Here is a 13,701-nt window from a genome sequence, read left to right as displayed (position 1 = left end):
AGGTATTAAAAAACCTCAAGGTTAGACTTTATTTAAAAAATACTAACCCCGAGGAATCTAACTAAAATAATAAGTGATGATTAGTATTAACTTAATACAGCCTCTAACTCCACAGCTTTAGGAAATAAAATATTATTTTCTAAGTGAATATGAGTATGTAAATCTTTTTCAAATTCATCTAGCATAGCATAAGTAATTCTATAAGTATTACACGCATCTGCTGGAGGAGTGTATTGATTTGATAAAGCTGCTATTTTTACAAATCGATCGCCTTCATTTTCGTGTTCTTGCATCATCATTGCAATTGGGTTTTTTACCGTTCCAAAACCTGGAGTAGCAACCTCCTCATTCGCAAGTTGCGCTTTTTCTAATCTTTTAATGTGAGGAAAAAGCACAAGCTCCTCTTTTTTTAGATGCTGAGAAAGCTCTCCTGCTGTATGTTTAAAATGTTCGTTTATTTCGAATAACTCTGGATGGCTACCTCCATGAACTTTACATAATTTATCTAGAAACTGAAGTAAAACTGGGATCTTCTCTTCCACATAGCGATGGTGCGTTGTTTCAATATGATCTATTAATCTACTTAGCGCCCATGTTTTATAGTCGGCATCAGTAGTACCTCCTGTATTTAAGGCACGTCTTAATTTTTCATCCAACTCGTTAACATCAATGTCTTGTTTCTCACAAACATCTTTTATAATTCTATTTCCTCGGCAACAGAAGTCTATTCCGTAGTTAGAAAATACTGCTGCAGTTCTAAAGTTTTCAGCAACTACATCTCCAATTTTTTTCTCAATTATATTTTCCATTTTTTCTAATTATTTTGATTTATAAATTTTATTTTTCAGTGTAAGGTCAAATACAAAATAGCATGATGTTACAATTCCAACAGCAAAGATTACATCTCCAATTGTTCTTAGCCATTTTAGTTTTATCATTGCAGGGTCTTGCATTAATTCTGCAGATCTAGCATACCACATACCATGTTGTATACTTTCTAGCGCTTGCCAAATTCCCATAGGAAGAAGACTTAATAGCGCCATAGCCAACAGACCAATGTTTAAACTCCAAAATGTAATTCGAAGCAATTTTTCATTCCATTTAACATCTCGATATAAGCTTCTTAAAACAAAAAGCATCAATCCTATTCCAAGCATTCCATAAACTCCAAATAGAGCGGTGTGAGCGTGTAGGGCAGTAGTGTTTAATCCTTGGATATAGTATAATGCTATCGGTGGATTTATTATAAATCCGAATACACCTGCTCCTAAAAAGTTCCAAAAAGCAACAGCAATCATATAATAAATAGGCCATTTATAATCTACAATCCATTTTGTTGATTTCGATACTTTGTAATTATGGTAAGCCTCGTAACCTATTAAAGTAAGTGGTACCACCTCTAATGCGCTAAACGTTGCTCCTAGAGCCATAACTGCTTTTGGAGTTCCTGTAAAATATAAGTGGTGAAAAGTACCAATAATACCTCCAGACATGAATATAATGGTAGCTAGAAGTACATTTAATGTAGCAGTTCTAGTTTTTAATAAACCTAATCTAACAAATAAGAAAGCGATTACAACGGTAGCAAAAACTTCAAAAAATCCTTCTACCCAAAGGTGAACAACCCACCATCTCCAATATTCTGAAATAGCTAAGTTTGTTTGTCTTCCCCACATTAATCCTGCTCCATAAAATAAAGCGATTGCAGTACAGGAAACTAGAAATAATAAGATGAGGTTTTTCTCAGCTGTTTTTTGTCTGATTACAGGAATAAGTGGTCTTACCATAAGTGCAAGCCATACAAATAACCCTACAAAGAGAAATATCTGCCAAAATCTTCCTAAGTCGACATACTCATAACCTTGGTGTCCGAACCAGAAATTATCTACTAGATTTAATTTTTGCATAACACCCATCCATTGTCCAATCATAGAACCTACAACAATTATAAGGAGAGCAATAAATAAGAAGTTAACTCCAAATTTTTGAAATTTTGGATCTTTTCCTGATACAGCAGGTGCAATATATAGACCTGTTGCTAACCAAGCGGTTGCAATCCATAAAATAGCTAACTGTGTGTGCCATGTTCTAGTAACAGAATACGGTAGTATTTGGTCTAGAGGGATGCCATAAAGTCCATTTCCTTCAACTCCATAATGCGCAGTAACAATACCAAGTAACATTTGTAATACCATAAGTAGCGATACAACCCAAAAGTATTTTTTTGTGAGACGCATAGAAGGTGTGATTCCTTGTTTTAAAAGGGGATCGCTAGCTGGTGTTAAAAGTTCATCTTCACCACCAGACCTTACATGGTAAAATACCATAAGTCCGATACATAGAATAAGTAATATAATGCTCACTCCAGACCATGCCATTAAATCTGTTGTCGCTTTGTTGCCTACTAATTCTTCAGCAGGCCAATTATGAGTATAAGAGATATCCGAGTTAGGACGCTCTGTAACCGTTGCCCATGTAGCCCAAAAGAAAAAAGCATTTAATTTCTTTATTTTTTCTGGGTCTTTTATGGAGTTCTTAGGAATCGCATAATTTTCTCTCAATTCATCAAAATCAGGATTGTCAGTAAATAGCGCTCCATAATATTGTGAAAGACTATTTACAGCTAAAGCTCTTTCTTTTGAAATAGTTATCTCCTGAGTATCTTCATTAAAAGTGTTTTTTCTAATACTTTTTTGAAGCTTAATCTTTAATCCAGCTTGTTGTTCTTCTGATAAGGATTCATAATCCGATTGATATCTTTCTTGAGCATAAGAGTTTAAAATATGTAGCGCTTCTTTATGTAGCCAATCTGCTGTCCAGTCTGGCGCAACATATGCACCATGTCCCCAAATAGAACCTACCTCTTGACCTCCGATACTCTGCCAAATATTCTGACCGTCTTTGATCTCTTGCTCCGTAAAAACTACAGTATTATCTGTTGTTTTTATAGCCTTAGGAATAGGAGGTGACTGTTGGTAAATTTCAAAGCCATAATACCCTAAAACGCCAAATGATAATACCATCACCAAGGCGAATAAGACCCATAATTTTTGTTCTTTGTTTTTCATTGCATTCTTTTAATTAAGTTAATCGGATAAATTTGTCCTATTTAGTATTAAATTTTTTTGATTATGTTTTTAAAACAGAAATTCCGTCGTCAAGTTTTAGAGCTAGTTCTTTTAAATTAGTGTTCTCTAACATTGATTTTAAGTTGTCTCTTACTATTTTAAATTTATCATGAAAAGGGCAAGGGTTATTGCTGTCACATTGTTTTAAGCCTAAGCCACAACCACTGTAAATTGTGTCGCCATCAATAGCAGAAACGATAGCAGATAGGGTAATGTCTTGTGGGTTGTATATTTCGAAACCTCCATGGGCTCCTTTTATAGAAGTGACCACTTTATTTCTAGCTAAAGCCTGTAATATTTTAGCAGTAAAAGCTACAGGAGAATCTATCTCTTCTGCAATCTCTTTAAGGCTAACTCGCTTATTATTCATAGAGCTTTGAGCTATAAAAATAGATGCCTTAATACCGTATTCACATGCTTTTGAAAACATAACTTCAATTAATTTATAGTGCAAATGTAGGTAAATATTTTTAAATAAGACAAATTTATCCTATTTATGACAAAAGTCATATAAAAGGAGGATTGTATATGATAATTTTGTGATTAAATATTAAAAATTACATCATGAATAAAATAATAAAAACTGGCTTTTTAATCGCGTGCGGATTTTTAATAAGCTGCGGAGGAGGAGAAAAAAAAGAGAAAAAATCTGTTTATGATAATCAGGTTGCAGAAAAACCTAAAGTAGAGAAAACAACAGAGAAAAAAGAGGAAACGGTACCGCCATCTAAGCGAGTTGATTTATCTACAAAGGGAGTTGGACCAATAAAGAGTATAAAAATAGCGGAAGCTATAGATCAAAAACTTGTAGCAGAGGGAGAAGCTATATTCAAACAAAACTGTACTGCTTGCCATAAAACAGATAAAAAGTTTATCGGACCAGCGCTTGCGGGAGTAACCAAAAGAAGATCTCCAGAATGGGTAATGAATATGATTTTGAATCCGCAAGAAATGCTAATGAAAGATTCTTTAGCAAAAGAATTACTTGTAGAGCATAATGGATCTCCAATGGCAAATCAAAGTTTGACAGAAGATCAGGCTAGAGCTCTTTACGAGTACTTTAGAACCTTAATGTAGGATCTAAAGACGGTTGTATAAGCACTTTATTATTAGGGAAAATAAAACGGTGCTAGGATACTTTTAAAATAATCAAACTAAAAAAAATGAGATATATTAATCTATTATTTGCGTTAATTGGAGTTGCTAGTTTTGTTAGCTGTAACTCAAATAGTTCGGAAAGAAAAGGGAATGCCTCTGGAGCAATTGCTTCAAACGTAGCCGAACGTGTATATGTGGCGCCAGGGGAACACGATGAATTTTATGCCTTTGTGTCTGGTGGATTTAGCGGACAACTTTCTGTATATGGCTTGCCTTCAGGAAGGTTATTAAAGGTGATTCCTGTTTTTTCTCAAGATCCAGAAAAAGCTTGGGGATATAATGAAGAAACAAAACCGATGTTAAATACATCATATGGTTTTATTCCTTGGGATGATGCTCACCACCCCGATATTTCTCAAACAAATGGAGAATTAGATGGAAGATGGGTATTTATAAATGGTAATAATACGCCGAGAATAGCTAGAGTAGATTTAACCACATTTGAAACTGCTGAAATCCTAGAACTTCCTAACAGTGCAGGAAACCACAGTTCGTCATTTGTAACGGAGAATACAGAATATGTAGTTGCAGGAACACGTTTTTCTGTACCAGTTCCTCAACAAGATATTTCAATAAAAGAGTACAAAGGAAAATTTAAAGGAGCTATTTCTTTTATAGATGTTGATGATGAGTCTGGGGAGATGGATCTTTCATTTCAAATTTTACTTCCAGGATTTAATTATGATTTAGCGCATCCAGGAAGAGGGAAATCTCATGGTTGGTTTTTCTTTTCTACCTATAATAGTGAAGAAGCAAATTCGCTGTTAGAAGTAAACGCTTCACAAAACGATAAAGACTTTATAGCAGCTATTAATTGGAAAAAAGCAGAAGAGTATATCAAAGCTGGTAAGTTTAAAACAATGCCTGCAAATTATGCCCATAATTTATATGATGATGAGACTCATACGGGAACTTCAACAATGAAAAAAGAAGTTAGAGTTCTTGATCCAGCAGAGTGCCCAGGATTGGTATACTTTTTACCAACACCAAAATCTCCACACGGATGTGATGTAGATCCTACGGGAGAATATATTGTTGGAAACGGAAAATTATCAGCAGATTTAACGGTTCATTCATTCAGTAAAATGTTAACTGCAATTGAAAATGAAAGTTTTGATGGGGAAGCATATGGAATACCTATTATTAAATTTGAAGATGTTCTTGGAGGTGTAGTTAAACAAGCAGGTTTAGGGCCTTTACACACAGAATTTGATGGAAAGGGAAATGCATATACATCATTCTTTATTTCTTCAGAAGTAGTAAAATGGGAAATAGGTTCTTGGGAAGTAAAAGACCGTCAGCCAACGTATTACTCAATTGGTCATATTATGATTCCAGGAGGGAACTCTAGAAAACCATTTGGAAAATATGCTTTAGCAATGAATAAAATTACTAAAGATAGATATTTACCAACAGGACCTGAGGTAACTCAATCAGCGCAATTATTTGATATAACAGGTGATAAAATGGAGCTTTTACTTGATTTTCCAACCATTGGAGAGCCACATTATGCTGCAGCCATTCCAGCTGATATCGTAGCTAAAAATTCAAGAAAAATATTTAAGCTCGAAGAAAACAAACATAAATATGCTGTTACAAGTAATTCAGACGCACGAGTAGAGCGTGATGGCAACGAAGTGCATATTTATATGACAATGATTAGAAGTCACTTTACACCAGATAATATAGAGGGTGTAAAAGTTGGAGATAAAGTGTATTTCCATGTTACAAACTTAGAGCAAGATTATGATGTGCCTCATGGTATAAGCATGATAGGAGCTAATACTTCAGAATTATTAATCATGCCAGGGCAAACAGAAACTTTTGTTTGGGAACCTGAAAACATAGGAGTTTACCCATTCTATTGTACAGATTTTTGCTCTGCATTACACCAAGAAATGCAAGGATATATTAGAGTTTCTCCAAAAAACTCTGAAAGAGAATTGTCGTGGTCTTTAGGGGATTAAATCCTAAAGAGATGGATAATTAGTGGTTGTTTATTTTTTTTAATAAGCGAGGGTTGTGCCTCGCTTATTTTCTCATAATTAGTTAGCTGAAACAGCCATAGTTCAAAATATTCAGAACAAACCCTTAAAGAATAACAAATGAAAAGTACTGCAAAATACCTGATGTTATTAGGAGTTTTATTACCACTTTTATTGTTTTTATTTCCTTTATGGAACATTACATTAGAGGCGCCTCAATATCCAATTCCATTGGGGATGGACATATTTATACATAAGTTTCATGATATGCATCCTAATGATATTCAGAATATTAATTTGATGAATCATTATGTTGGAATGAAATTTATCCCAGCTACAATTCCAGAGTTTAAAATATTCCCAATCGTAATACTTTTTATGAGTTTAATGGGGATTGCTGTTAGTGTTTTTGGTAATTATAAGTGGTATTTTATATGGTTCTTCACGATGCTTATTTTGATTACAGCTGGTTTGTATGATTTTTACTTATGGGAGTATGATTATGGACATAATTTAGATCCAAAGGCAATAATGAAGTTTACAAATGAAGATGGGAGTATTATGGGGTTCCAACCGCCATTATTCGGTTCTAAAGATATTCTAAATTTTAGAGCACATTCATACCCTAGGTTGGGTTCTTTATTCTTAGCTCTAGGAATGGTCGTAGCATTTGTAGCTTCTTTTTTAAAACGAAAAGAGAAATTAAATAAATCTGAATAATATGAAAACTAAGATTTTATTTATCGGATTCCTATTTTTTATAATAGTCAGTTGTAATGTGAGTCCGCAACCAATTAGTTACGGTAATGATGGATGTAACTATTGTTCCATGACAATAATAGAAAGAAACTATGGTGCCGAATTGGTAACCTCCAAAGGGAAAGTGTTTAAGTACGATTCTATGGAGTGCCTTATAAATAGTTCGCTAGAAGAGAATGCGGACTTAGATGAATATGCTTATGTTTTAACAAATACAAACGGAGAACAGGAGACATTGAAGAATGCTAAGGAGTGTGTTTTTATGATAAACAAAAAATTGCCAAGTCCGATGGGGGCTAATTTAACAGCTTTTAAAAATAAAGCCTTGGCGGAAAATACTCAGCAAAGTTTAGGAGGTGAATTATACACTTGGGATGAGTTATTGGCAATGTTTAAAAAAACAAGAAATTGATAGTATGAAACTGGCCTGTCTTATTTTAATGACTTTCTTTTCTTTAACAGCAGTAGGACAAATTACAGTTTGTAAAAGTTGTCCTATTACTACGTTGAAGCAAGCGTTATTAGAGGCATCTGCAGGCGATATTATTAATATACAAAAGGGGATCTATAACGAACATGAAATTATTATAGATAAACCGATTACAATCATTGGGGAAGATTATCCAGTAATTGATGGAGCTTTTAAAGGAGGGATTATTAAGGTAATGTCTGATAATGTTACAGTAGACGGACTCTTTTTAAAGAATGTTGGAGTTAGCTATACTGAAGATCATGCAGCAATAAAAGTAATAAAGAGCAATAATTTTATAATTAGAAATTTAGTATTAGAAAACCTTTTTTTTGGAATTTATATTGAAAAAAGTGACCACGGAGAAATATACCATAACAAGGTAGTAGGAGATGCGGAAGAAGAATATAATTCGGGGAACGGGATTCATCTATGGAGTTCTAATAATATTAAGATTGAAAAAAATATAGTTACAGGAGTTAGAGATGGGATATATCTTGAATTTGTAAATAACTCAACCATTAATGACAATGTCAGCTATAATAATTTGCGTTATGGTCTTCATTTTATGTTTTCTAATCACGATGCATATTCAAATAATATGTTTGAGAATAATGGCTCAGGAGTCGCAGTAATGTTTTCTAAGCACATAAAAATGTTTAAAAACACCTTTAAAAATAATTGGGGAACGGCTTCCTACGGACTCTTACTCAAAGAGATTAATGATGCTGAGATTACGAATAATATATTCACAAAAAATTCTACAGGTATAAATATAGAAGGGAGTAATAGAATTAATTATATCAATAATAGCTTCGAGAAAAATGGTTGGGCTATAAAGGTAAGGGGAGCTTGTTACACAAACACCTTTGCTAAAAACAACTTTTTATATAACAGTTTTGATGTTTCTTACAACAGTAAGATGAATGATAATGTTTTAGATGGAAATTATTGGAGTGAATATACGGGATATGATTTAGATAAAAATGGAGTAGGGGATATTCCTTATCGACCTGTAAAGTTGTTTTCATATGTAGTCAACAGAACTCCTGAAACATTGATATTAATGAGAAGTCTTTTTATAGATATTATTAATTTCTCTGAAAAGGTAAGTCCCATTTTTACTCCGGATTTATTAATTGACGCCAACCCCTCAATGAGAAAGTTATGATAGCAATAAATGGTTTAGAGAAAAAATATGGTCAGAACGAGGTCTTAAAGGGAGTTGATTTACAAGTTGATTCTGGTAAGATATATGCTCTTTTAGGGCCAAATGGATCGGGAAAAACAACACTTATTAAGTCAATTTTGGGAATGGTAGTTCCAGATAAAGGCGATATTCTCATTGAAGGTAAAAGTGTATTGAAAAAATGGAGTTACAGAGAAAATATAGATTACCTCCCACAAATAGCTAATTTTCCTTCAAATTTAACTGCGGAAGAGCTTATTGCAATGATTACTGATGTGCGAAAAGAGAATGCAGCTTCACAGCAGCTTATAGATATGTTCGCACTAGAAAAGCACATGAAAAAAAAGCTTGGAAATCTTTCAGGGGGAACGAAGCAAAAAGTAAACATAGTACTAGCCTTTATGTTTAATAGTCCTTATATCATATTAGATGAGCCTACAACGGGACTTGATCCAGTGTCGTTAATAAACTTAAAGCAGTTAATTATTTCAGAAAAGGAAAAAGGGAAAACCATTTTAATATCGTCGCATATTATCAGTTTTGTTGAAGAGATTGCAGATGAGATAATATTTATTCTTGAGGGAAAGGTCTATTTCAAAGGAAGTTGTGCTGAGTTAAAAGAAAAAACTTCTGAAGAGAAATTGGAAAATGCCATTGCAAATTTATTGAAGGATAATCATGATTAAAATATTAAAATATAGCTTTTACGATTTAATAAGAAGTAAGTGGTTTTACGTATACCTAATATTCTATTTACTCTTAGGATTTGTGTTGCTTTTTCTTAATCAAGACTTGTCTAAAGCAATAATAACACTACTTAATGTTATAGTTATTTTGGTCCCATTAATAAGTACCATTTTTGGAGTCATGTATTATTACGATTCTAAAGAGTTTACGGTGCTTTTAATGGCACAACCAATAAGGAGAAGTATCATATTTTTAGGACAATATTTTGGAGTAACGCTCTCTTTGAGCCTTAGTTTACTTTTAGGGTTAGGGATTCCGTTTCTATTTTATGGAATCACACAATCTAGCGTAAACTTTTCCTTCTTTTTGCTGATATTCTTAGGAATATTACTTTCCATGTCATTTTCTGCAATGTCTTTTTATATAGGATTATGTAACGAAAATAAAATTAAGGGATTCAGTTATGCTATTCTCTTGTGGTTGTTTTTTGCTGTTATTTATGATGGATTATTTTTAATTTCTCTGCTTGTATTTCAATCGTATCCCTTAGATAATTTTGCGTTAATAGCTACGATGTGTAATCCTATAGATTTATCGCGTATTTTGTTATTATTACAATTAGATATTTCTGCTTTGATGGGGTACACAGGAGCCGTTTTCCAACAATTTTTTGGAACATCATTAGGTTTTGTAGTTTCCTTCTTCGGATTATCACTTTGGGTAGTTACTCCTATTTTATTAATCGTAAGAAAGGCTAAAAAGAAAGACTTTTAACTATCTATCAATATTTCTAAAAGAGAAATAGCAGCCTCGCTTATTTTAGTTCCAGGACCAAAAACGGCAACAGCGCCAGCATCAAATAGATATTGATAATCTTGTTTCGGAATCACGCCACCAACAATAACCATAATATCATCTCTTCCGTATGCTTTAAGTGCTTCTATAACTTGAGGAACCAGTGTTTTGTGCCCTGCAGCCAAAGATGATACTCCAAGAATATGTACATCGTTTTCTACTGCCTGTTTAGCGGCTTCTTGTGGGGTTTGAAAAAGTGGACCTATATCTACGTCGAAACCTACATCTGCATATCCAGTAGCAACAACTTTTGCTCCACGGTCATGCCCATCTTGTCCCATTTTTGCAATAAGAATTCTAGGTCTACGTCCGTCTTTTTCCGCAAACTGATCCGCTAGTTCTTTTGCTTTTTCAAAGCTTTTATCGTTTTTCACTTCTTTTGAATATACTCCGCTAAAGGATTGAATTTTTGCTTTATACCTGCCATAAACCTCTTCCAAAGCAGAAGATATTTCTCCTAATGTAGCTCGGTTTCTAGCAGCTTCTATTGCTAAAGCTAATAAATTTCCTTCGCCTGACTTTGCAGATTGTGATAATTTTAAAAGTGAAGCTTCAACCTTTTCAGAATTGCGATCAGCCTTTGTACTTGTTAAACGTTGTATTTGCTGCTCTCTAACCGATTGATTGTCGACTTCTAAAATTTGTAATGGATCTTCTTTGTCTAATTTATATTTATTAACTCCAACAATTATATCTTGATTACTATCAATCTTAGCTTGTTTTCTGGCTGCCGCTTGTTCGATACGCATTTTTGGAATTCCAGCTTCTATGGCCTTTGTCATTCCTCCTAATTCTTCAACCTCTTCAATAAGTTTCCATGCACTTTCTGCTATTTCATGAGTTAAATTCTCCACATAATAACTTCCTGCCCATGGATCGACAGTCTTTGTAATTTGCGTTTCTTCTTGCAGGTATAATTGAGTGTTTCTTGCAATCCTAGCAGAAAAATCTGTTGGAAGTGCAATAGCTTCATCTAAGGCGTTTGTGTGTAAAGATTGTGTGCCACCAAAAGCAGCAGCAGTAGCTTCAATGCATGTACGCGCAACATTATTAAAGGGGTCTTGTTCTGTTAAACTCCATCCACTTGTTTGACAATGTGTTCTTAGCGAAAGAGATTTTTCATTTTTTGGATTGAATTGTTTTACAAGCTTTGCCCATAACATTCGTCCAGCTCGCATTTTGGCAATCTCCATAAAATGATTCATTCCAATAGCCCAAAAGAAAGATAATCTAGGGGCAAAAGTATCAATATCCATCCCCGCAGCGATTCCTGTTTTTATATATTCCAATCCATCAGCTAGGGTGTATGCTAATTCGATATCTGCAGTAGCTCCAGCTTCTTGCATATGATATCCAGAAATACTTATGCTATTAAACTTAGGCATGTTTTTACTGGTGAATTCAAAAATATCAGCAATAATTTTCATCGATGGAGTAGGCGGATAGATATACGTATTCCTAACCATAAATTCTTTTAGGATATCGTTTTGGATGGTTCCCGATAATTTATCTAATGAAACTCCTTGTTCTTCAGCAGCAACAATATAAAAAGCCATTATAGGAAGTACAGCTCCATTCATAGTCATGGAAACCGACATTTTATCTAGCGGAATCTGATCAAAGAGAATTTTCATATCCTCTACAGAATCAATAGCAACACCTGCTTTACCAACATCTCCAACTACACGCTCATGATCAGAATCATAACCGCGATGCGTAGCTAAATCAAACGCTACCGATAATCCCTTTTGCCCTGCTTCTAAATTTCTCCTATAAAAAGCATTACTCTCTTCTGCAGTAGAAAAACCAGCATATTGCCTTATAGTCCACGGTTTGCGCACATACATTGTTGTATATGGGCCGCGTAGAAAAGGAGGGAATCCAGCAGCAAAATCTAAATGCTTTAAATGCTTGGTGTCTTCCTTGCTATAAATCGATTTTATATCAATCTTTTCTGCAGTAGTAAAAACCGAATTTTCAGCTTTTTTACCTTCCGTAGAAATAGTTTTTTTTAAGGTGATATGTTGTAGGTCTTTACGCTTCATGAAGGTTCATTTTTTAATCGTTCTTGCTCTGAAGTTTCTGCCAATCGACGTTCAATAATAGGTTCGATAAGAGTTTTTCTAATTTCAGTTTTTATAAAAGGATAGAGCTCCAAATCATTTTTCATTCGATCTTCCTTATTCTGATATTTATTAGTGCCTACTAATATTTTGTTCTTCTCATTGAATTTTTCCTGTTCAAGAGTAGCATTTTCTTTTATTTTCTTCTGAATAATATGCGCTTTCAACTGCTCTAGGAATCCTCCACCGGCCTCTATTTTTTTAAATAAATCGAGTGCTTTTTTAGCTAAATCTTCAGTGATGGATTCGATATAATAACTTCCATCAGAAGGATTTTTAACCTTATCAAAATAACTCTCGTGTTTTAAAATCAGCAATTGATTTCTGGCTATTCTAGATGCAAACTCATTGTCTTTATGATAAAAGTAATCATAAGGGAGTGTGCAAATTGTATTGGCGCCACCAATAATGGCACTCATATATTCTGTGGTAGTTCGTAGCATGTTCACATTGTAATCGTACAAGGTTTTGTTACGTTTTGTAGGAATACAAAATAGGTGGCATTCTGCTGTAGAACTATATTCTGATGCTAATGTTTTCCAAAGCGTACGTAAGGCCTTTAACTTAGCGATCTCGAAAAAATAGTTGCTACTTACGGCTACTTTAAAACTAACATTAAAGGATTTTTTTTCTAAAATGGTAAAATATTCGTTTGTATGTGCAAGTGCATATGCTAATTGCTGAACCATATTTGCACCGGCATTTTGGTACAAAGTAAGATCTACAGTAATAGAAGTTTTAAACTGCGGTAAATTGCTAAGAAGACTTTGAATTTCAGAAAAAATAGCAATATCTTTTTTTAAGTTGAAATACCAATTTCCGCTTCTTGCTAGGTTTCCAATAATATCTAAATGTAAATAGATCTTCGCCTCTTTATCTTTAAAATAAGCAATAAGTTTTTTTATAAAATCCAGCGAAAGGAACTCAGTTTCCACATGAATAGACACCAAATCAAAAGGGAAATCTTTAAAAAGAGCGTTGAGGTCTACGGTTTCATCAGGAAAGATAAAAAGAATACTTTGAGCTCCTTTTTCTATGTTTTCTATAGCTTTAGCATTCGCACCAAAAGCTTTAGCAACATATATTTTTTCGCAAATATTCCATGGAGGGTTACTTCCAATTTCCATTTCAGTAGGAAGATCCTCTTGAGAATAAAAAGGCTTGATATTTATGTCTTCAAGCGTTTTTGTAACCAAAGTGGTGTTATAATCTTCACCTTTTAAATCGAATTGTATTTTCTGTTTCCATTCTTTAACAGAAATATCTCTAAACTCATTAAAAAGGGAATCTAACATAAGTCTTAGTTTTATTTTATTGGTTCTGGAGTTAATTAAGGCAGTCTTAAAGT

At 33.8% G+C, this 13,701-nt stretch carries 12 protein-coding genes; 7 read left to right on the top strand and 5 right to left on the bottom strand.

Annotated elements, in window-relative coordinates:
• Window positions 1-86: 86 nt before the first annotated feature.
• From ric to JM658_RS08295, 3 genes are all read right to left on the bottom strand, one after another.
• Window positions 87-809, bottom strand: coding sequence for an iron-sulfur cluster repair di-iron protein (ric, locus tag JM658_RS08305; protein WP_236958792.1), 723 nt, complete (start codon window positions 807-809; stop codon window positions 87-89).
• A gap of 9 nt (window positions 810-818) precedes the next feature.
• The gene (locus JM658_RS08300; protein WP_236958791.1) at window positions 819-3,068 is read right to left on the bottom strand and encodes a nitric-oxide reductase large subunit; all 2,250 of its coding nucleotides are present in this window, start codon (window positions 3,066-3,068) and stop codon (window positions 819-821) included.
• A gap of 61 nt (window positions 3,069-3,129) precedes the next feature.
• On the bottom strand, window positions 3,130-3,558 hold the full coding sequence (locus JM658_RS08295) for an RrF2 family transcriptional regulator (protein WP_236958790.1): 429 nt from the start codon (window positions 3,556-3,558) through the stop codon (window positions 3,130-3,132).
• A gap of 134 nt (window positions 3,559-3,692) precedes the next feature.
• Here JM658_RS08295 and JM658_RS08290 point away from each other — a divergent pair, with 134 nt between their 5' ends.
• From JM658_RS08290 to JM658_RS08260, 7 genes are all read left to right on the top strand, one after another.
• The gene (locus tag JM658_RS08290; protein ID WP_236958789.1) at window positions 3,693-4,205 is read left to right on the top strand and encodes a c-type cytochrome; all 513 of its coding nucleotides are present in this window, start codon (window positions 3,693-3,695) and stop codon (window positions 4,203-4,205) included.
• An 86-nt stretch (window positions 4,206-4,291) separates the two neighbouring features.
• A complete protein-coding gene (gene nosZ, locus JM658_RS08285) occupies window positions 4,292-6,253 on the top strand; it encodes a Sec-dependent nitrous-oxide reductase (protein WP_236958788.1) in 1,962 nt (653 codons plus the stop codon).
• 138 nt (window positions 6,254-6,391) lie between these two features.
• Window positions 6,392-6,991, top strand: a complete 600-nt coding sequence (locus JM658_RS08280; protein ID WP_236958787.1) for a hypothetical protein — start codon at window positions 6,392-6,394, stop codon at window positions 6,989-6,991.
• A gap of 1 nt (window position 6,992) precedes the next feature.
• Window positions 6,993-7,442 (top strand): nitrous oxide reductase accessory protein NosL, encoded by a 450-nt coding sequence (locus tag JM658_RS08275; protein ID WP_236958786.1) that lies wholly within the window; start codon window positions 6,993-6,995, stop codon window positions 7,440-7,442.
• 4 nt (window positions 7,443-7,446) lie between these two features.
• A complete protein-coding gene (gene nosD, locus JM658_RS08270; RefSeq protein WP_236958785.1) occupies window positions 7,447-8,670 on the top strand; it encodes a nitrous oxide reductase family maturation protein NosD in 1,224 nt (407 codons plus the stop codon).
• A complete protein-coding gene (locus tag JM658_RS08265) occupies window positions 8,667-9,374 on the top strand; it encodes an ABC transporter ATP-binding protein (protein WP_236958784.1) in 708 nt (235 codons plus the stop codon). Before nosD ends, JM658_RS08265 begins: the two co-directional genes overlap by 4 nt.
• Complete coding sequence (locus JM658_RS08260) at window positions 9,367-10,149, top strand: ABC transporter permease (protein ID WP_236958783.1); 783 nt, start codon at window positions 9,367-9,369, stop codon at window positions 10,147-10,149. The genes JM658_RS08265 and JM658_RS08260 overlap by 8 nt, the downstream gene beginning before the upstream one ends.
• Here the strand turns inward: JM658_RS08260 and scpA are convergent.
• Both scpA and JM658_RS08250 read right to left on the bottom strand, forming a co-directional pair.
• Window positions 10,146-12,275: a methylmalonyl-CoA mutase gene (gene scpA / locus JM658_RS08255; protein WP_236958782.1), complete on the bottom strand. Its 2,130-nt coding sequence runs from the start codon at window positions 12,273-12,275 to the stop codon at window positions 10,146-10,148. The two genes, JM658_RS08260 and scpA, sit on opposite strands and share 4 nt — an antisense overlap.
• Window positions 12,272-13,648: a methylmalonyl-CoA mutase subunit beta gene (locus JM658_RS08250; protein WP_236958781.1), complete on the bottom strand. Its 1,377-nt coding sequence runs from the start codon at window positions 13,646-13,648 to the stop codon at window positions 12,272-12,274. The genes scpA and JM658_RS08250 overlap by 4 nt, the downstream gene beginning before the upstream one ends.
• Between the last annotated feature and the right edge of the window lie 53 nt (window positions 13,649-13,701).

It is taken from the genome of Joostella atrarenae (assembly GCF_021764745.1).
Lineage (GTDB): Bacteria > Bacteroidota > Bacteroidia > Flavobacteriales > Flavobacteriaceae > Galbibacter > Galbibacter atrarenae.
This window is presented reverse-complemented; position numbering and strand designations above follow the sequence as displayed.

Excerpts from the sequence above, each read along its gene's own strand:
- ric (WP_236958792.1), bottom strand. The coding sequence starts at position 809 with ATGGAAAATATAATTGAGAAAAAAATTGGAGATGTAGTTGCTGAAAAC.
- JM658_RS08300 (WP_236958791.1), bottom strand. The coding sequence starts at position 3,068 with ATGAAAAACAAAGAACAAAAATTATGGGTCTTATTCGCCTTGGTGATG.
- JM658_RS08295 (WP_236958790.1), bottom strand. The coding sequence starts at position 3,558 with ATGTTTTCAAAAGCATGTGAATACGGTATTAAGGCATCTATTTTTATA.
- JM658_RS08290 (WP_236958789.1), top strand. The coding sequence starts at position 3,693 with ATGAATAAAATAATAAAAACTGGCTTTTTAATCGCGTGCGGATTTTTA.
- nosZ (WP_236958788.1), top strand. The coding sequence starts at position 4,292 with ATGAGATATATTAATCTATTATTTGCGTTAATTGGAGTTGCTAGTTTT.
- JM658_RS08280 (WP_236958787.1), top strand. The coding sequence starts at position 6,392 with ATGAAAAGTACTGCAAAATACCTGATGTTATTAGGAGTTTTATTACCA.
- JM658_RS08275 (WP_236958786.1), top strand. The coding sequence starts at position 6,993 with ATGAAAACTAAGATTTTATTTATCGGATTCCTATTTTTTATAATAGTC.
- nosD (WP_236958785.1), top strand. The coding sequence starts at position 7,447 with ATGAAACTGGCCTGTCTTATTTTAATGACTTTCTTTTCTTTAACAGCA.
- JM658_RS08265 (WP_236958784.1), top strand. The coding sequence starts at position 8,667 with ATGATAGCAATAAATGGTTTAGAGAAAAAATATGGTCAGAACGAGGTC.
- JM658_RS08260 (WP_236958783.1), top strand. The coding sequence starts at position 9,367 with ATGATTAAAATATTAAAATATAGCTTTTACGATTTAATAAGAAGTAAG.
- scpA (WP_236958782.1), bottom strand. The coding sequence starts at position 12,275 with ATGAAGCGTAAAGACCTACAACATATCACCTTAAAAAAAACTATTTCT.
- JM658_RS08250 (WP_236958781.1), bottom strand. The coding sequence starts at position 13,648 with ATGTTAGATTCCCTTTTTAATGAGTTTAGAGATATTTCTGTTAAAGAA.